Genomic DNA, 17,537 nt, shown 5'->3' with positions numbered 1-17,537 from the left:
GCCAATGTTTTAAGAAAATTTTCGCCGGATTCTAATGGGTTAACCGGCCGGTAACATTAACGCGCTTTAATCATGACCAGTTTGTACCGGGTCTGTGCGGGTTAGTGCGATGCAATTCAATCACTTGAAGGCAAACAGACGCAATCTGGCGCGCGGTTGCGCTGTCCTGATGATTGCCGGCGCGGCGGCCGGGTGCAGTTCCCAGTCAATGCGCTTCAACGGTGTCGATGATGTTTTCACATCCTCCACTAACAATCAGCGTGCCATCATCAACAAGCAGAATGTCGACCAGCCCTATCCGGGCGACACGGTCGCGCCTGCGCCGGTCGACGGCACCCACACCCAGTCCATAAGCCGTTCCAGCCTCGAGCCGGTCACGGCGCAGCAGTTGCCGCCTCCGTCGGCGCCGGCTCCGGCAAAGCCGATGCGAACCGCTTCGGCACCCGCCCTTGCGCCCGCTCCGGCGCTTGCTCCCGCGCCGCATCTCGACAGGACGGCCACCGGCACGGTTGCCCAGGCGAAGCCGTTCAAGACCGCCGAGCCCGATGCCGTGCGCAATGCGAGCGCTGCGCCGCATGCGACCGAGATCGTGGTGCGTGATGGCGAGACGCTTTCAGGCCTGGCGGCGCACTACCATGTGCCGGCCGATGCCATCGCCAAGGTCAACGGGATAGATCCGAAGAAAGGCCTCCGTAGCGGCCAGAAGATCGTCATCCCCGCCTATGCCTATTCAAGCAAGGCGGAGCCGAAGGTTGCGGAAGGTAAGCCGACGAACGCGCCGAAGCAGCCCGCTCCGGAGAAGGTCGCGGTGCTGCCGCAGCAGCCCAAGGTCAAGGACGGCAAATCCGCCGCGCAGGTCGATGCGTCGGCCGCGGCCGCGGGTTCCAAGAACCCGAAGCCCGCGCCGCAGATGGCCGAGGCCAAGCCGGCCGGCGCCGGCGGCTCCTACACCGTGCAGCAGGGCGACTCGCTGTCCTCGATCGCCAGGAAGACCGGCGTCAGCGTCGTGGCGCTGAAGCAGGCCAACGGCATGCAGGACGGCTTGCTCAAGATCGGCCAGACGCTCAAGGTCCCGGCCGGCGGCGCTGTCGTGGCGGCCGCCAAGCCTGCAGCAGCCAAGCCCGCCGTCGATCCTGTGACGACGGCGACGACGCAGCCGCCGGCCAAGACCACGCCGTCGCAGACGCTTGCCTCCTACACGCCGCCGAAGAAGGACGCCAAGGTCATCCAGCAGGCCGAGGACGACGACGCGGTGGCGCCCGACGCGACCGGCATCGGCAAGATGCGCTGGCCGGTGCGCGGCCGCGTGATCTCCAGCTTCGGCTCCGGCAAGGACGGCGTCGACATCGCGGTGCCCGAAGGAACGCCGATCAAGGCGGCCGAGAACGGTGTGGTCATCTATGCCGGCGACGGCCTCAAGGAATTCGGCAACACCGTGCTGGTGCGGCACGAGAACGGCCTTGTCACCGTCTATGGCCACGCAAGCTCGATCGAGGTGCAGCGCGGCCAGAAGGTCAAGCGCGGCCAGGAGATCGCGCTGTCCGGCATGAGCGGCACCACCGACTCGCCCAAGCTGCACTTCGAAGTGCGAAAGAACTCGGCCCCGGTCGATCCGTCGGGCTATGTCGAATAGAACAAGAACAATTGCGGGCCGCCTGACCTCCAGTCCGGCCCGCCGTCTTCAGCCCGCCCTGCCAAGGGGCGGGCTTTTTCAGTTTTTGTTCTTGACCATGATCTTGTCCGAAAACCGGCCTCCACTTTTCGGGATCATGGTCAGGCTAATCCTTCAGCGGCTTGCCGAGCCGGCCGGCGAGATCCTGCGTGAATTGCCAGGCGACGCGGCCGGAACGGCTGCCGCGCGTAGTGGCCCATTCAAGCGCCTCGGCGCGCAATTGCTCGGGATCGATCGTCAGGCCGTGATAGCGGACATAGCCGTCGATCATGTCGAGATACTCGTCCTGCGAGCATTTGTGGAAGCCGAGCCAGAGACCGAAACGATCGGATAGCGAGACTTTTTCCTCCACCGCCTCCGACGGGTTGATCGCGGTCGAGCGCTCATTGTCGATCATGTCGCGCGGCAACAGATGGCGCCGGTTGGATGTGGCGTAGAAGATGACGTTGGCGGGCCGGCCCTCGACGCCGCCTTCGAGCGCCGCCTTGAGCGACTTGTAGGAGGTGTCGTCATGGTCGAAGGAGAGGTCGTCGCAAAACAGGATGAAGCGGTATGGAGCCGCCTTCAGGAGACCCATCAGCTTGGGCAGCGTGTCGATATCCTCACGATGGATCTCGATCAGCTTCAGCGGCCGGTCGAGCTTGTCGGAGGCGTTGACGGTGGCATGCACGGCCTTGACCAGCGAGGATTTGCCCATCCCGCGCGCGCCCCACAACAGCACGTTGTTGGCCGCATAGCCGGACGCGAAGCGTTCGGTGTTGTCGAGCAGGATGTCGCGCACGCGGTCGACGCCGCGGATCAGGCCGATGTCGACGCGGTTGACCTTGCGAACCGGTTCCAGATAGCCGGGCTCCGCCTGCCAGACGAAGCAATCCGCCACGCCGAGATCGGTTTCCGGCACGGGCGGCGGGGCGAGGCGGGAAACCGCCTCGATCAGGCGGTCGAGTTTCTTGTTCAAGGCGTCCAGGCTGTCGGTCATTTTGGGTCTTTTTGTCGGGGTCTTTCAGCGTGCGGGAGCAGCTTCCATGACATTGCTGCAAGAACCAGCTCCAAGCTTTTGTTGGAGCATGATCTTTTCGGTGGCCTTGAAGCGGCTTCCGCTGCGACGCTCTAGCACGCCGCAAACGGCTGGAAAAGCAACGGATTGGGCTCGCAGCGCAGTTGCATTGGCAAGTTTACCGACTATATTCCGGCCAAATTTTCGCGGGGCGGCCGCGGCGGAATTTCACCATCCAGGAGTTTCTTGATGTTCGTTACACCGGCATACGCCCAGGGCGTCGGCGCTTCGCCAGACATGTTCATCTCGATTTTGCCGTTTGTCCTGATTTTCGTGATCATGTATTTTCTGATTATCCGGCCGCAGCGCGCGCAACTGAAGAAGCGCCAGGAGATGCTCTCGGCGGTGCGCCGCGGCGATACGGTGGTGACCGGCGGCGGTTTCGTCGGCAAGGTGACCAAGGTGATCGACGACAATGAGCTGGAGATCGACCTTGGCGGGGGAACCAAGGTGACGGCGCTGCGCTCGACGATCTCGGATGTGCGCGTCAAGGGCGAGCCCGTGGCGAACCAGAACGCCAAGAAGTAATCCTCTCGATGGCGGAACGCTGCCGCTTGTACGCCTGAACGGATAAGAACGAATGCTTTATTTTTCGCGCCTGAAGATGATCCTGATCTGGCTCGCCGTGGCCATCACAGTGATCCTTGCCGCGCCCAACCTTTTCCCGGCAAGCATGCTGGCGCAATTGCCAAGCTGGGTGCCGAAGCGGCAGATGACGCTCGGCCTCGATCTTCAGGGCGGGTCCCACATCCTGCTCCAGATGGACCAGAACGATCTGATCAAGGATCAACTGGAGACGACACGCGACGAGATCAGGACGCTGCTGCGCGACGCCAAGATCCAATATACCGGACTTGGTGGCACGGGCCGCACCGTGCAGGTGCGCATCAACGATCCGAGCCAGGTGGAAGCCGCAAAAACGGCGTTGAAGCCGATAACCAATCCGGTCACGGCTGGCCTCTTTACCGGCGGCTCCGTCCAGTCGATGACCCTCGACGATTCCGAACCCGGATTGCTGAAGTTCACCGTCACGGATGCCGGCATCAAATACCGCACGTCGACGGCGTTGTCGCAGGCGATCGAGGTGGTGGAGCGGCGCGTCAACGCGCTCGGCACGACGGAACCGATCGTGCAGCGGCAGGGTGACGATCGCATTCTAGTTCAGGTGCCCGGACTGCAGAATCCGCAAAGGCTCAAGGACATCATCGGCCAGACCGCCAAGCTGACGTTCCAGATGGTCGATACGTCGGTGCCGGTCCAGGACGCGATCAAGAACCGTCCGCCGCCGGGTGATTCCGTCCTCTATTCGCAGGACGATCCTCCCGTTCCTTATCTCGTCGAAAACCGCGTCATCGTGTCGGGCGAAGACCTGTCGCAGGCGACGCCGACCTATAATTCGCAGACAAACGAGCCGGTCGTTTCGTTCACCTTCAATTCCCGCGGCGCGACGCGGTTCGGCCAGGCGACCCAGCAGAATGTCGGCAAGCCATTTGCCATCGTGCTCGACAACCAGGTGATCTCGGCGCCGGTTATCCGCGAACCTATCCTTGGCGGCAGCGGTCAGATCTCCGGCAATTTCACGGCCGAAAGCGCCAACGACCTTGCCGTGCTGTTGCGTGCGGGCGCACTGCCGGCAAAGCTGACCATCATAGAGGAGCGCACGGTCGGGCCGGGCCTTGGCCAGGACTCGATCCATGCAGGTAAAATCGCCGGCGTGATCGGCTCGATCCTCGTCGTCGCCTTCATGTTCGTCGCCTACGGCTTCCTCGGCTTCCTGGCCAACGTCGCTTTGGCCGTCCACGTGGCGATGATCGTGGCCGTGCTGTCGCTGCTCGGCGCGACGCTGACCTTGCCTGGCATCGCGGGTATCGTGCTCACCATCGGCATGGCGGTGGACTCCAACGTTCTGATCTATGAGCGCATCCGCGAGGAGCGACGACTTGGCCGCTCGGTGATCCAGTCGATCGATACCGGCTTCTCCAAGGCGCTGGCGACGATCGTCGATTCCAACGTCACCTCGCTGATCGCCACGGTGGTGCTGTTCTGGCTGGGCACCGGCCCGGTCAAGGGCTTCGCCATCACCTATGCGATCGGCATTCTGACCACGGTCTTCACCGCCTTCACCTTCACCCGCATGCTGGTATCGATCTGGCTGCGCCGCGCCCGGCCGAAGGAACTGCCGCGCGCCCCGGTCACCTTTATTCCGCCGGGCACGAAGATCCCGTTCATGGGCATCCGCCGCTGGACCTTCGCTTTGTCCAGCCTGTTGTCGGTCCTGTCGGTGATCGGATTCCTGACCATCGACATCAATTACGGCATCGACTTCAAGGGCGGCTCGATGATCGAGGTGCAAGCGAAGCAGGGCAACGCCGATCTCGGCGACATCCGCAACAGGCTGTCCGAGCTCAACATCGGCGAGATCCAGGTGCAGCAGTTCGGCGCGCCGAACGACGTCTTGATCCGTGTCGGCACGCAGGACGCCGGCGAGAATGCCGAGCAGACCGTCATCGACAAGGTGCGGGGCGAGCTGCAGGATCAATATGATTTCCGCCGCGTCGAAGTGGTCGGACCGACAGTGTCCGGCGAGCTTGCCAAGCAGGGCACGATCGCCATGCTGATCGCGCTGGTCGGCATCCTGCTCTATGTCTGGTTCCGCTTCGAATGGCAGTTCGCGGTCGGCGCCATCATTGCCACGGTGCACGATGTGGTGATGACGATCGGCTTCTTCGTCCTGACCGGGCTGGAGTTCAACCAGTCGTCGCTGGCGGCGATCCTGACCATCATCGGCTATTCGCTGAATGACACGATCGTGGTCTATGACCGCGTCCGCGAGGATCTGCGAAAATACAAGAAGATGCCGTTGCCGCAGCTCTTGAACAACGCCATCAACGAGACGCTGTCTCGAACCACGCTGACGTCGGTCACCACCATCCTGGCGCTGTTGGCGCTGGTGCTGTTCGGCGGCGAGGTGATCCGCTCCTTCACGCTGGCGATGCTGTTCGGCGTGGTGTTCGGTACCTATTCATCGATCTTCATCGCGGCGCCGCTGCTGATCCTGTTCCGGTTGCGGCCGCAGGCCGCCACCGAAGAGGAAAAGAAGCCGGTGAACGGCAAGCCCGTGGCGACCTGACGCGGTCAACGCCGGATGATTCAGTTCGAATCGACCTGAAATCATCCGGCTCTAGGGCGGTTCAGCGTTTCACGGAATCGCCGAACCGCTCTAAGTATTTGTTCGCGCGCAATTCCGGGCGGAAAACCGCTATGTACTTTTCCGGGAATTGCGCCCAATCAAAGAGATAGAGCATGATGTCGTCCGGAAACCGCTCCACATTTTTCGGCATCATGCTCTAGACCATGGCCAAAGGCATTATCATCCGCGAGGCGCATTTCCCCGGCAAGGCGCCGATCGAAGCCTATGGCAATGGCGGCTTCCGTTTTGCCGACATGTCGCATCGCGGATCGCTGCTCGTCCTGCCGTCGGGCATCCATGGGTGGGAGCCCGCCGATCCGCTGGCGCTGAAGGCCGCCGATTTCGACAAGCTGTTCGCCGAGGCCGGCAAGGTCGAGATCCTGCTGGTCGGCATGGGCAAGGATTTGCGGCCGCTGCCGGCGGCGCTGCGCGCCGCACTCAAGGAGGTCGGCATCGCGGCCGACCCGATGTCGACCGGAGCGGCGGTGCGGACCTACAATGTGCTGCTCGCCGAAGACCGCGCCGTGGCAGCGGCGCTGATCGCCGTCGACTGAATGGCCGGCGCTTCCAACATCGTGACGGGCGACTTCGTCATGGATGCGGTCCGCGCCGCCGACCATGACCGCTACTTGTCGGCGCTCTATGCGCCCGCCAACAAGCGCAACGCGCTGCTCGCGCTTTACGCCTTCAACGCCGAGGTCGCGAGCGTGCGCGACCGCATCCACGAGCCGCTGCCGGGTGAGGTCAGGCTGCAATGGTGGCGCGACGTCATTTTGGCCGAAGGGGATGCCGAGACGGGCCATCCGATTGCCGATGCCCTACGCGCGACGATCGCCGCCAATTATCTGCCGAAGGCTGCCTTCGAGAACATGCTCGAGGCGCGGATCTTCGATCTCTATGACGATCCGATGCCGTCGCGGACCGACCTTGAGGGCTATTGCGGCGAAACGGCCGCGGCGCTGATCCAGCTTGTGGCCATGGTGCTCGATCCGGTCACGGCGCCAGGCTTCGCCGAACTGGCGGGACGAGCCGGTTGTGCGCAGGCCATTACCGGCCTGCTGCTTCTGTTGCCGCTGCATCGTCGGCGCGGCCAGTGCTTTGTGCCCGCCGACATACTGGCGGCGGCCGGCACGACGCCGGAAGAGTTCGTCAAAGGAGAGGGCGGGGCTGGCGCGGAGCGCGCGGTGGCGGCGATGGTCGCGCTGGCGCGGGAGCATCTCAATGCCTTCGAGAAGGGTGCGCCGGGGCTTCCGGTTTCGCTGCGCCCTGCATTCCTGCCGCTGGCGCTGACGCGCGCCCATCTCGACAAGATGGAAAAGGCGGGCAGTTCGGTGCTCAGCAGGACGGTAGCGCTCTCCACCCTGCGCCGGCACTGGCTGCTCCTGCGTCACGCGATGCGGGGCTGGGCGCCTCTTTGACGTAAACGTCAATCGTGCTAGGGGTTCTCTTGAGTGGACTCGCGTCAAAGAAATGCGGGCCGCCGGAGGAGCCGCCTTTCCATGGGCCTGCCAGTCCTGGTCGTTCTTGTCGTGTTCGGCATCGCGTTGTCGGTCGCTGCCGTGCATTTCACCGGCGGCACGACAACCGCGACGCTTGCCGGCGCGGATCAGGCGCTCGCACGCTTTGCCGAGGACTTTCCCGACGAAAGGCCGGGAGCCGTGCGGCTGACAGCCGACAACCATACCGCTTTTCTCGATCTCGGCGCGCAGCGTTGCGGCATCGTCCAGAGCATAGGCGATTGTTTTCTGACGCGTATCGTCACGCCGCAAGACCTTCTAGCGCTGGCCAGGGAAGGGGATGCGGTGTCGCTGCGGCTGAAGGACTTCACCTGGAAAGGTGGGCGGTTTGCTTTTGCCAACGAAGCCGATGCGCGAGCCGTAGCGGCGGCGCTGCAGAACGATGATCGGATCCGGGAGGCGGCGTGATGGATCAGTATGATTTCCCGCAGGTCACCCAGCTTGCGATCCCCTTCTTCGTCGCGGCGATTCTGATCGAGCTGTGGCTGGTGCGCACCGGCCGCGCCAAGGGATCGTTCGAGACGCGCGATACGCTGACCAGCCTGATGATGGGAACGGGCAATGTCGTCGCCGGCCTGCTGCTCGGCGTGGTGTCCTACTGGGCGCTGCTGTGGCTCTGGCAGTTCCGCTTCTTCAATCTCGGCCTGTCGATCTGGGTGTTCGTCGCCGCTTTTCTGCTCGATGACTTGCGCTACTACGTCTATCACCGCATCGCGCACCGGGTGCGCTGGGTGTGGGCCGAGCATGTCAACCATCACTCCAGCCAGCATTACAATCTCTCGACGGCATTGAGGCAGAGCTGGACCGGCCTGTTCACCTTCACCTTCATCCTGCAGGCGCCGCTGGTGCTGCTCGGCTTTCATCCGGCGGTGATCGCCTTCGTTTTCGGCTTCAATCTCGTCTGGCAGTTCTGGATCCACACCGAGACGATCGGCAAGATGTGGAGCTGGTTCGAGTTCATCTTCAACACGCCCTCGCACCACCGCGTCCACCACGCCACCAACCCGCGCTATCTCGACGCCAATTACGCCGGCACGCTGATCATCTGGGACCGCATGTTCGGCACTTTCGTCGAGGAGTTGGAGAAAGACCGGCCGCGCTACGGCATCGTCAAGAATATCGGCACCTTCAACCCGCTAAAGGTGGCGTTCCACGAATGGATCGGCATGTTCAAGGATGCGCTGGCGCCCGAGCTGACGTTCCGTCAGCGGCTGAACTATCTGATTCAGCCGCCGGGCTGGAGCCATGACGGCTCAGGAGATACGTCGGAGACGCTGAAAGCGGCCTATGTGCGGAGGAATCCGGGAGAGGCGGGGAAGCCGGGGTTGCCGGCAGCGGGTGCCGAGCCGGCGGAGTGAGGATTGTCTCGGGTGGTCAGTCGCTGTCTCGCGCCAGCTCCGAAATCCATCCCCCTCTCGAGGCCAGCCAAAGGTGCCCGGATTCGAATCTACCCTGTGGCTGGGCTGTCACCCGGGCACGGCAGCGCTGATGCGCCGTGTTGTACCGAAAATCCGGCTGAAGGTGCCGCCCTGTGCATCCGTGAAATTGGCTTGCAGTTCGACCAGCGCGTCCACGACGGCGGGCGCTTCCGAGCCGGGGTTCTCTCGCTGGAAGCGTGCGCTGGCGTATACGCCCTGAGGATGTGACGGATTGAGACGGGCCTGGATGGCCCAAAACGATGACAGCGAGTAGAGCGTCTTAATGAAGCTGAGGAATACCTGGTCGGTATAGGGGCCTTTAAGGCCCTGCACAGCTATTATCCTCTTCAGGCTTCGGTCGCGGTTCTCGTTGTAGTTTTCATTTTCGTACAGCCAACCTTTGCCGCCATGGAGCTGGCCGATTAACGCCTCAAGCGCCGGTATGTGAACAGCACGCAGCTTTTGCAGGTTGCCGCATCTGATGTAGATGCTCCAGACAATCTCATAGTCACCTGCGAAAGGCTGGTCACGGTTCGGCAAATCCGGCGGCAGAAGCTGCGGCATCCCGGAACGCTTGGCCACGAATTACTCCGCCGCCTCGGCCCGCGCCGGCAACCCCAGCCATTGCCTGCAATCGGCCAGCGCGCGCGAGGTGATCGCGTGCCTTTTCGCGACGGTCTTGTCCTTGCCGCGCAGGCGCTTGCCTTCGGCCTTCGGCGGCTCGACGGGCGGGAACAGGCCGAAATTGACGTTCATCGGCTGGAAGGAGCGTTTGCCGGGCTCGTCGTCCGAAACGATGTGGCCGCCGGTGATGTGGTTGAGCAGCGCGCCGAAGGCGGTGGTCGCGGGCGGCAGTGACGGCGCCTGGCCGAGCCGTTCTGCGGCGGCGAAGCGGCCAGCAAGCAGGCCTATTGCCGCGCTTTCGACATAGCCTTCGCAGCCGGTGATCTGGCCGGCGAAGCGCAGGCCGGGGCGCGATTTGAGCTGCAGCGAAGGATCGAGCAGCGTCGGCGAGTTGATGTAGGTGTTGCGGTGCAGGCCGCCGAGCCGTGCAAAGTCGGCGTTTTCCAGCCCCGGAATGGTGCGGAAGATGCGCACCTGCTCGGCATGCTTCAGCTTGGTCTGGAAGCCGACCATGTTGTAGAGCGTGCCCAGCGCATTGTCCTGGCGAAGCTGCACCACCGCATAGGCCTTGACCGATGGATTATGGACGTTGGTCAGCCCCATCGGCTTCATTGGCCCGTAGCGCAGCGTCTCGACGCCGCGCTCGGCCATCACTTCGATCGGCAGGCAGCCGTCGAAATAGGGCGTGCCTTCCCACTCCTTGAACTCGGTTTTTTGCCCTTCCAGCAGCGCCGCCACGAAGGCGAGATACTGGTCCTTGTCCATTGGGCAGTTGATATAGTCCTTGCCGGTGCCGCCGGGCCCGACCTTGTCGTAGCGCGACTGGAACCAGGCCGTATTCATGTCGATCGTGTCGAAATGCACGATCGGCGCGATTGCGTCGAAGAAGGCCAGCGCATCGGCGCCGGTGGCCTCCGCGATCGACTGCGCCAGCGAAGGCGCCGTCAGCGGGCCGGTGGCGATGATCGACTGATCCCAATCCTTGGGCGGCAGTCCCGGCACTTCCTCGCGCTGGATGGTGATCAGCGGATGCGCTTCGATCTTCGCTGTGACCGCGTCGGAAAAGCCGTCGCGGTCGACCGCTAGCGCGCCGCCGGCCGGCACCTGGTTGGCATCGCCGGCGCTCATGATCAAGGAGCCGGCGAGCCGCATCTCGGCATGGAGCAGGCCGACGGCATTGTTTTCGGCGTCGTCGGAGCGGAACGAGTTCGAGCAGACGAGCTCGGCCAGGCCGTCGGTCTTATGCGCGTCGGTGCCGCGCACCGGGCGCATTTCATGCAGCACGACCGGAACGCCGGCTTGCGCGATCTGCCATGCGGCCTCGGAGCCGGCGAGGCCGCCGCCGATGACGTGTACGGGATTTTTGCTCATGAGCGCCGAAATAATCGCTTGAGGACGCGATTGCAATTGCCGGCGGAAAACGCGCCAGGCCGGTGCCTGCGCCAAAAACAACAACACCCGCCGGGGGAGGAGGTCCGGCGGGTGTCGTTTTGGGGGTCGACCCTCGGGAGGAGGAGAAGATCGACCATATTCGCCATCGCCGGGGAGGAGGTCGGCTTTGACGAAATCTCTTTCGCCTTTTTTAGAAGGGCGAAACCTTCGAAGACGAACTACGTTCGCTTGGAAGACGAACTTCGTTCGCTTCTGAACAACGCCCGCCGGGGGAGGAGGTCCGGCGGGCGCCGTTTCGGTGGTCAACCCTTGGGAGGAGGTAAGGGTTGGCCGTATCCGTCAGGGTCGGGGAGGAGGTCGACCCTGGCGAAATTCGTTACTTAGATCGCCTTGCGGGCGACCATCTTGATCTCGTCGCGAACGATACCGAGGTCATGGAGCTGGCGGTTCGAAAGCCGACCCAGCTCAGCAACGGTGTCGCGGTAGACGCGCCAGTTGCGATAGCTGCGGATCAGGTTCATTGTCTTGCTCTCTTCAAAACTGGTTCGGACCATTTGCGGTCCGAAGCGGATTAGACCGCCTTGCGGGCGACGTAGTGGATGTCGCTGCGGCTGATGCCGAGGTCGGTCAGTTCACGGTTCGACAGGCGGCTCAGCTCGGAAACGGTTTCCCGGTAGCGGCGCCAGTTGCGATAGTTGCGGATCAGGTTCATGGTAGTTCTCGTTTCGTCTTTAGTTCGGGTCATTCCGTTTGTGTACGAACGGAAAATAGGTGGGATCGTATCGGTTTAAAAGTGCCGTTGGCGCATGGCAGCAATGCAAATTGTGCAATGCAACATTAACGGCCATTCACGCCTGCGTCACAAAGAAGGCCGAATCGGAAAATGGCGCAGCGTCAACGGCTTGGCTGTTTCGGCTAAGGACATGACCGGGGCCGGGGGGAAAGCATGGCGGGCTATGCGACACGGGTGAGGGCGGATATCGCGCGCTGGCGGGAGGCCGGGCTGATCGATCCCGTCACGGCGGAGGCGTTGACGCGCGACGTCGCCGCCAACGAGCGCGCGTCGCTGAGTTTCGGCTCCATCCTGGCGATGATGGCGGCGCTTCTGTTCGGCGCCGCGATCCTGATCTTCGTCGCCGCGAATTGGGAGACCATCCCGCGTCTCGCTCGCGTGGCGGCGCTGTTTACGGTCATCCTCGCCGGCTATGTCGGCGGCGCGGTGCTGAAGACACGCGATCATGCCGCGATGGGCGAGGCGCTGTGGATTATCGCGGCCGCCGCTTTCGGCGGATCGATCGCGCTGATCGGCCAGATGTATCACCTCTCGGGCGACGAGACCTCGGCGCTGGTGACATGGTGCGCGGGCACGGCACTGGCGGCGGTGGCGCTGCGTTCCAACCCGCTGACGGTGGCTGCGGTCGGCATCGCGGATGCCTGGCTGGTGCTCAAGGGGTTCGGCTTCTACTGGCGCGCGGAAATTCCGCATCTCTTCGTCGTCATGGCGGTCGTCCTGTTCGCCGTCTCGTTCTGGACGCGCAGCCGGGCCGCGCGCCACCTCATCATTGTGTCGATCATTCTCTATCTGGTTCTGTTGGCAACGGATCACGATACGCTGCCGGTGGCGATTTCGCTGGCCGTCATATCGGCGTTGCTCTTTGCCGCTTCGGTCTTTGCCGGCGACCCGATCGACAGGATCCTTCGGCTGGGTGGCCGGCTGCCCTTGCACGCCTTGCTCGGCTTCCTCACCGGCATGGCAATCATCCAGTTCGATCTGGCGGATGAAAGCACCTACAACAGCGGTTTCGCCGTCGCCTCCGTCGTGGCTCTCGCCGGCATCGTCGCCGCGATCATGCTGGCGGGCCGCGAGAGCAGGGGGCTGCGCTGGCTGGCCTATGCCGGCTTCGCCTTCGAACTCGCCATCATCTATGGCGTAACCTTGCGGTCGATGCTGGATACCGCCGGCTTCTTCCTGGCGGCGGCCGTGCTGCTCGGCATCCTGGCGCTGATCATCATCCGCGTCGAGAAGCGCATGAAAGCGCCTGCCGAGACAGGAGCAGCGGCATGACCGGCAAGAAACTCATCATCTCGGCGCTGGTGCTGGCGCTTGTCCAGATCGGCTTCCTCAGCTGGATCATCGCCGGCCGCGCCGCGATCCTGCGCAACGGCAGGGAAGTGCTCCTGAAGGTCGAACCGGTCGATCCGCGCGATCTTCTGCGCGGCGACTATACCTCGCTCAACAACAACATTTCGCGCATCCCTGTGAAGCTCATCGCCAACATCCCGCAAGGCAAGTTCACCAGCGATGACAGATCGATCGTGGTGCGGCTGAAGAAGGGCGCCGAGGGCTATTGGCAGCCGACCGCGGCGTGGTTCGGCAAGGCGCCGTCACCGGCAGGCGAGGGCGAAGCGGACATTGCCGGCCATGTCGCGGAGGGCTGGGGCCTTCGTGATCCGGAAGCGACGGTCGCGCCCGACTACGGGATCGACCGCTTCTATCTGCCGGAAGGCGAAGGCGTGGCGATCCAGGACGACATGCGCGTGCGGCCATTCGGCATCAAGCTCGCGCTCGCGCCCGACGGCACGGCGCAGATCAAGGCGCTGATGGACGGCGACAAGACGCTGTTCGAGGAGCCGCTTTATTAGAGCGTTCAAGGGCTGTGGTTGTCAGCGGCAGTCCGTATTGATGATGGTCCCGGTTAACGTTGAATGGTGCCGGTCTCCGCGATGATTTTGGGATAGGGACCGATCGATATCGTATAGCTGAAGTTGGCAGAGCCTTTTTCCTGCTTCGAAGGGCTGCGCACAACCCAGTCGTAGACGCCGGAGACCATGCAGCGATCGTTGGCGCAGGTCACCGCAATGCTTTCATCGCGGACGTTAGACACGCGGTCGGGCCACTGCTTGTAATAGTTCCTCTTGTTCTGAATGATCGACCTCAAGCTCGTCGGCTTGCCATAATAATCGACTTTGGGAGCATAGGACGCCTGGGCTTGGGCAATCGCGAAATCGTCGTTGTCGCCGTGATGCTCAATGAGATCCCTGACGAAGGCGACCGCAATGCTCTCCGGCTCCTGCCTGGCCTCGGGTGCAGGAGCAGATTCCGGGACCGGATTTGGCACGGTTGGCACTTGCGACGTATCTGTGGGTGGTTGGTTCGCCGCAACATTGGTCACACGCAATTCAGCCATTTCGCCGGCCGATAGATATCTTAGGTCGCGCTTGCCATACGTCGAAGCCAATTCGATCAGCTTGGGGTCCACTCCCATCTCGATGACATAGGATATGATTGCGGCCGTTCCGAACTGGACACGGGCCTCGGCTTCCTGGGTGGACATCCCGTCAGCCGGTTTGAGAAATGCCCGGTGAATGCCGATGGAACGTGGTTCGGCGAAACGGTGGATGCCACCCAGGAAAGCCAGTGAGCAGGCTGAAGCGCACTGCAGTTGGTGAACCTGAAGCGTATCCAATCCCGCTGCGCGGATCATACGCCCCAACCGAATGGCACTCCCGACGTTGCCGCCAGGGGAGTTAAATACAATCACCCTGGCTCCGCTGCTCACAACCGCGCGGTTAAATTTATTTAAGGATTGATTGGCGTCGAACTCACCGGAGACAACGAGCATTGGCCGCTGACCCGGAGGAGAAGCCGGAGTGTACTCCAAAGCCTTGACCTGAGACGTCGCTGCCGCGACGACGGATCCGACCCCCAGAAACAGAGAAACTATGCGCACAACCTGACAGAGCCCCAACCTGCCTGTCGCAACTAAGAACCTCTTAACGGGCTCTTTCAAGTGCATTTGATGCGCAAAAGGTCGTAGCTAGCCGAGCATGAAGGCCTTGCTCGCGCCGCCAAATGGCTCCGGTCCTTTTAGCCAAGGCTTCGGAAAGGTCCTTGCCTGTGACTGATCTCCAGGGTGGCCTGCCACCCGAAGCTCGTCAGAGCGAAAGGTGGTGCGGATGAAGGGACTCGAACCCCCACGCCTTTCGGCACTGGAACCTAAATCCAGGGCGTCTACCAATTCCGCCACATCCGCTTTCCCCGGCAATCCCATGTAGCCATCATTCTGTCAATGTCGGGTCTCAATCCATGCTTATGGGCTGGAAGCGAAGATAGTTGAAAATTAGCCTAGCCTGTGACAAAAGGCGTGTCGAATGTGACGGAACGTGAATTTCCGCTTCGGCAAAATGTGAAAAGTTCCAGGAAAAACAAGAGCTTATTCGCATTTTGCAAGCTTTATTCAGGGGAATTTGAACCGCATCGGCGGTCAAATCGCCGGGTTCCGTACCAAAAGCCATTTCCGGCAAGATCATACCGGCAGGCTGTAAACGGCTAAAACCGTTTGGCTGTCTCATTGGTGAAAACAAAGGTTCTAGGATGCAGGTCACCGAAACGCTCAACTCCGGTCTCAAGCGCGAGATCAAGATCACCGTGCCGGCCGGTGATATGGAAGCCAAGCTGATGGCGCGGCTGACCGATGCCCGCGGCAAGGTGCGCATCAACGGCTTCCGCCCCGGCAAGGTGCCGGTGCAGCATCTGCGCAAGATGTACGGCAAGTCTTTCATGGCCGAGGTCGTCAACGAGATCCTCAACGACTCGACGCGTTCGATTATTTCGGGACGCGGCGAAAAGGCCGCCATGCAGCCCGAAGTGATCATGACCGAGGACGAGAAGGAAGCCGAGAAGATCCTGGCCGGCGGGGCCGACTTCGAATTCAGCCTCAATTACGAGGTGATCCCAGCGATCGAGATCAAGGATTTCTCCGACATCAAGGTGACGCGTCAGGTCTATGACGTGCCGGAATCGGAAGTCGACGATCAGGTCAAGCGCGTTGCCGAATCGGCGCGCAGCTACGAGCCGAAGACCGGCAAGGCCGCCGAAGGCGACCGCGTGAGCATCGACTATGTCGGCAAGATCGGCGGCGAGGCCTTCGCCGGCGGCGCCGGCACCGACCAGCCGCTGGTGCTCGGCTCCAAGGAGTTCATCCCGGGCTTCGAGGATCAACTGATCGGCACGAAGGCCGGCGACGAGAAGCAGATCACCGTCACGTTCCCCGAAAACTACCAGGCGGCGCATCTGGCCGGCAAGGAAGCCACGTTCGACGTGACCGTCAAGGAAGTGTCGGCACCCGGCGCGCTCGAAATCAATGACGAGACAGCCAAGAATCTCGGTCTGGAATCGCTCGAGCGCCTGCGCGAGATCGTGCGCGGCCAGCTCGAGAACCAGTTTGGCTCGATGACCCGCCAGAAGGTGAAGCGCCAGCTCCTTGACCAGCTCGACGCATCCTATTCCTTCGAGGCGCCGTCGAAGCTCGTCGAGGCCGAGTTCAACAACATCTGGGCTCAGGTCAACCGCGACCTCGAAGCTGCCGGCCGCACTTTCGCCGACGAAGAGACGACGGAAGAAGAGGCGCGCGCCGAATATATGCGCCTTGCCGAGCGCCGCGTGCGGCTTGGCCTGGTCCTGGCCGAGATCGGCGAGAAGGCCGGCGTCACAGTGTCGGACGAGGAACTGCAGCGCGGCCTGTTCGAGCAGGTGCGCCGTTTCCCGGCCAACCAGCAGCAGGAAGCCTTCGAGTTCTACCGCAGCAACCCGGAAGCCATCAACGCGCTGCGGGCGCCGATGTTCGAGGAGAAGGTCGTCGACTATCTGCTCGGCCAGATTTCGGTCACTGACGTCAAGGTCGGCAAGGACGAGCTGATGGCTGACGACGAAGAGGCCGAAACCGCGACCAAGGCGAAGCCGGCCAAGAAGGCCTCCTCGAAGAAGGCCGAACCCAAGGCAAGTGAGGCAAAGGCGGACGAAGCCGCCGGCGAGGCCGAGGAGCCGAAGAAGAAGGCCGCGCCGAAGAAGAAGGCTGCCAAGGAAGCCGAGTAACGGGTTTCGATATCGCGATTTAGAGAGGCCGCCTTCGGGCGGCCTTTTCATTAGGATCTGCTTCATTGTGGCGGCGCGGCAACACAAGCAATCTGTCTTGATGGTCCGCTGCTGGCGATACCAGCCGTTGAACATTATCTGCGTTTCATCGCATTCGCGGGTGTTTGGAGGCATTGGTGAGGCTGGGGTTCATGATGAGAGACGTGGTCGCCGCCGCGGCGCTCTTGTTTGCCGCAGCAACCGGCACCGCGCTGGCCGAGCCGAATCTCGGCAATTGGAGCGTCGGCGCCGGCGATAATGGTCAGATCACGGCATCGCTGCACGCCAGCAACAAGCTGATCACCGGGGGCGGAGCCCTGGGCTACAGCCCGGTGCTCACCTTGGCTTGCCGGCCTGACGGCGAACCGCGGTGGAGCGAATGGCTCCAGCTCAACGACCCCGTCTCCGCTAGCCGAAAAATCACCATCTCCGTCATTGTCGATGGCGGCGGCAAAATCGATGAAAGCTGGTCGGTCGGCCCGCGCGGCAGAAGGCTGTTCAGGGATGGAGACGACGGCATCAGGCGTCTGGTTTCGGCGAACCGGCTGACGCTGTCATGGCGCTTCGGCCTGCTGTCAGGCCGCGGCGAGGCCGATTTCGATCTCGCCGGTCTCTCCGAGGCAATCGGGCAGATCGCGGCCAGCTGCAAAACCGATCCGCCCTGATCGCTGCCGTTCAGAACAGGCTTGCACGCTTTTGCCCTTTGGGCAGCTACTCCTCAGCGCACAGCCTAAACCTTCGCAAAAACTGGCT

18 protein-coding genes and 1 tRNA gene are annotated in these 17,537 nt (G+C 62.4%); 11 read left to right on the top strand and 8 right to left on the bottom strand.

From position 1 onward, the window contains the following. Positions 1–109 precede the first annotated feature (109 nt). Positions 110–1,633 (top strand): LysM peptidoglycan-binding domain-containing M23 family metallopeptidase, encoded by a 1,524-nt coding sequence (locus P9273_RS04765; protein WP_278047868.1) that lies wholly within the window; start codon positions 110–112, stop codon positions 1,631–1,633. Between the two features lie 145 nt (positions 1,634–1,778). On the opposite strand, the gene P9273_RS04760 is transcribed toward P9273_RS04765, so the two are convergent. Then, the gene (locus tag P9273_RS04760; RefSeq protein WP_041004166.1) at positions 1,779–2,651 is read right to left on the bottom strand and encodes an ATP-binding protein; all 873 of its coding nucleotides are present in this window, start codon (positions 2,649–2,651) and stop codon (positions 1,779–1,781) included. A gap of 267 nt (positions 2,652–2,918) precedes the next feature. On the opposite strand from P9273_RS04760, the gene yajC reads away from it, so the two are divergent. Both yajC and secDF read left to right on the top strand, forming a co-directional pair. After that, positions 2,919–3,257: a preprotein translocase subunit YajC gene (gene yajC, locus P9273_RS04755; RefSeq protein WP_041004168.1), complete on the top strand. Its 339-nt coding sequence runs from the start codon at positions 2,919–2,921 to the stop codon at positions 3,255–3,257. Positions 3,258–3,309: 52 nt separating this feature from the next. Further along, positions 3,310–5,859 carry a protein translocase subunit SecDF gene (secDF, locus tag P9273_RS04750; protein ID WP_278047867.1) on the top strand — a complete coding sequence of 850 codons (2,550 nt, stop codon included), beginning with the start codon at positions 3,310–3,312 and terminating at the stop codon, positions 5,857–5,859. 61 nt (positions 5,860–5,920) lie between these two features. Here secDF and P9273_RS04745 read toward each other — a convergent pair whose 3' ends face one another. Then, positions 5,921–6,073, bottom strand: coding sequence for a hypothetical protein (locus tag P9273_RS04745; protein WP_278047866.1), 153 nt, complete (start codon positions 6,071–6,073; stop codon positions 5,921–5,923). Between the two features lie 10 nt (positions 6,074–6,083). Here P9273_RS04745 and P9273_RS04740 point away from each other — a divergent pair, with 10 nt between their 5' ends. From P9273_RS04740 to P9273_RS04725, 4 genes are all read left to right on the top strand, one after another. After that, positions 6,084–6,473, top strand: a complete 390-nt coding sequence (locus P9273_RS04740) for an Mth938-like domain-containing protein (protein WP_278047865.1) — start codon at positions 6,084–6,086, stop codon at positions 6,471–6,473. Further along, positions 6,474–7,337 (top strand): phytoene/squalene synthase family protein, encoded by an 864-nt coding sequence (locus P9273_RS04735; protein ID WP_278047864.1) that lies wholly within the window; start codon positions 6,474–6,476, stop codon positions 7,335–7,337. A gap of 81 nt (positions 7,338–7,418) precedes the next feature. After that, a complete protein-coding gene (locus P9273_RS04730) occupies positions 7,419–7,844 on the top strand; it encodes a hypothetical protein (protein WP_278047863.1) in 426 nt (141 codons plus the stop codon). Next, entirely contained in the window at positions 7,844–8,794 is a 951-nt protein-coding gene (locus tag P9273_RS04725) for a sterol desaturase family protein (protein WP_278047862.1), read from the top strand. The genes P9273_RS04730 and P9273_RS04725 overlap by 1 nt, the downstream gene beginning before the upstream one ends. 108 nt (positions 8,795–8,902) lie before the next feature. Here P9273_RS04725 and P9273_RS04720 read toward each other — a convergent pair whose 3' ends face one another. From P9273_RS04720 to P9273_RS04705, 4 genes are all read right to left on the bottom strand, one after another. Then, entirely contained in the window at positions 8,903–9,436 is a 534-nt protein-coding gene (locus P9273_RS04720; RefSeq protein WP_278047861.1) for a hypothetical protein, read from the bottom strand. Positions 9,437–9,439: 3 nt separating this feature from the next. Continuing rightward, positions 9,440–10,849 (bottom strand): methylenetetrahydrofolate--tRNA-(uracil(54)-C(5))-methyltransferase (FADH(2)-oxidizing) TrmFO, encoded by a 1,410-nt coding sequence (gene trmFO / locus P9273_RS04715; protein WP_278047860.1) that lies wholly within the window; start codon positions 10,847–10,849, stop codon positions 9,440–9,442. A gap of 401 nt (positions 10,850–11,250) precedes the next feature. Beyond that, the gene (locus P9273_RS04710; protein WP_071031998.1) at positions 11,251–11,391 is read right to left on the bottom strand and encodes a DUF1127 domain-containing protein; all 141 of its coding nucleotides are present in this window, start codon (positions 11,389–11,391) and stop codon (positions 11,251–11,253) included. Positions 11,392–11,441: 50 nt separating this feature from the next. Continuing rightward, positions 11,442–11,582 (bottom strand): DUF1127 domain-containing protein, encoded by a 141-nt coding sequence (locus P9273_RS04705; protein ID WP_071031999.1) that lies wholly within the window; start codon positions 11,580–11,582, stop codon positions 11,442–11,444. A gap of 234 nt (positions 11,583–11,816) precedes the next feature. On the opposite strand from P9273_RS04705, the gene P9273_RS04700 reads away from it, so the two are divergent. Beyond that, the gene (locus tag P9273_RS04700) at positions 11,817–12,935 is read left to right on the top strand and encodes a DUF2157 domain-containing protein (protein ID WP_278047859.1); all 1,119 of its coding nucleotides are present in this window, start codon (positions 11,817–11,819) and stop codon (positions 12,933–12,935) included. Next, positions 12,932–13,513 carry a GDYXXLXY domain-containing protein gene (locus P9273_RS04695; protein WP_278047858.1) on the top strand — a complete coding sequence of 194 codons (582 nt, stop codon included), beginning with the start codon at positions 12,932–12,934 and terminating at the stop codon, positions 13,511–13,513. Before P9273_RS04700 ends, P9273_RS04695 begins: the two co-directional genes overlap by 4 nt. Before the next feature lie 53 nt (positions 13,514–13,566). Here P9273_RS04695 and P9273_RS04690 read toward each other — a convergent pair whose 3' ends face one another. Continuing rightward, positions 13,567–14,493, bottom strand: a complete 927-nt coding sequence (locus P9273_RS04690; RefSeq protein ID WP_278047857.1) for a hypothetical protein — start codon at positions 14,491–14,493, stop codon at positions 13,567–13,569. A 326-nt stretch (positions 14,494–14,819) separates the two neighbouring features. Next, positions 14,820–14,904: transfer RNA gene (locus tag P9273_RS04685), tRNA-Leu, on the bottom strand. Positions 14,905–15,245: 341 nt separating this feature from the next. Between P9273_RS04685 and tig the strand changes: the two genes are divergently transcribed. Both tig and P9273_RS04675 read left to right on the top strand, forming a co-directional pair. Continuing rightward, entirely contained in the window at positions 15,246–16,745 is a 1,500-nt protein-coding gene (gene tig / locus P9273_RS04680; protein ID WP_278047856.1) for a trigger factor, read from the top strand. Positions 16,746–16,939: 194 nt separating this feature from the next. Further along, entirely contained in the window at positions 16,940–17,449 is a 510-nt protein-coding gene (locus P9273_RS04675) for a hypothetical protein (RefSeq protein WP_278048381.1), read from the top strand. Positions 17,450–17,537: the final 88 nt, after the last annotated feature.

Source organism: Mesorhizobium sp. WSM4935, from assembly GCF_029625735.1.
Classification (GTDB): Bacteria; Pseudomonadota; Alphaproteobacteria; order Rhizobiales; family Rhizobiaceae; genus Mesorhizobium.
The sequence above is the reverse complement of the archived record's forward strand: the minus strand, read 5'-3'. Positions and strand labels throughout refer to the sequence as shown.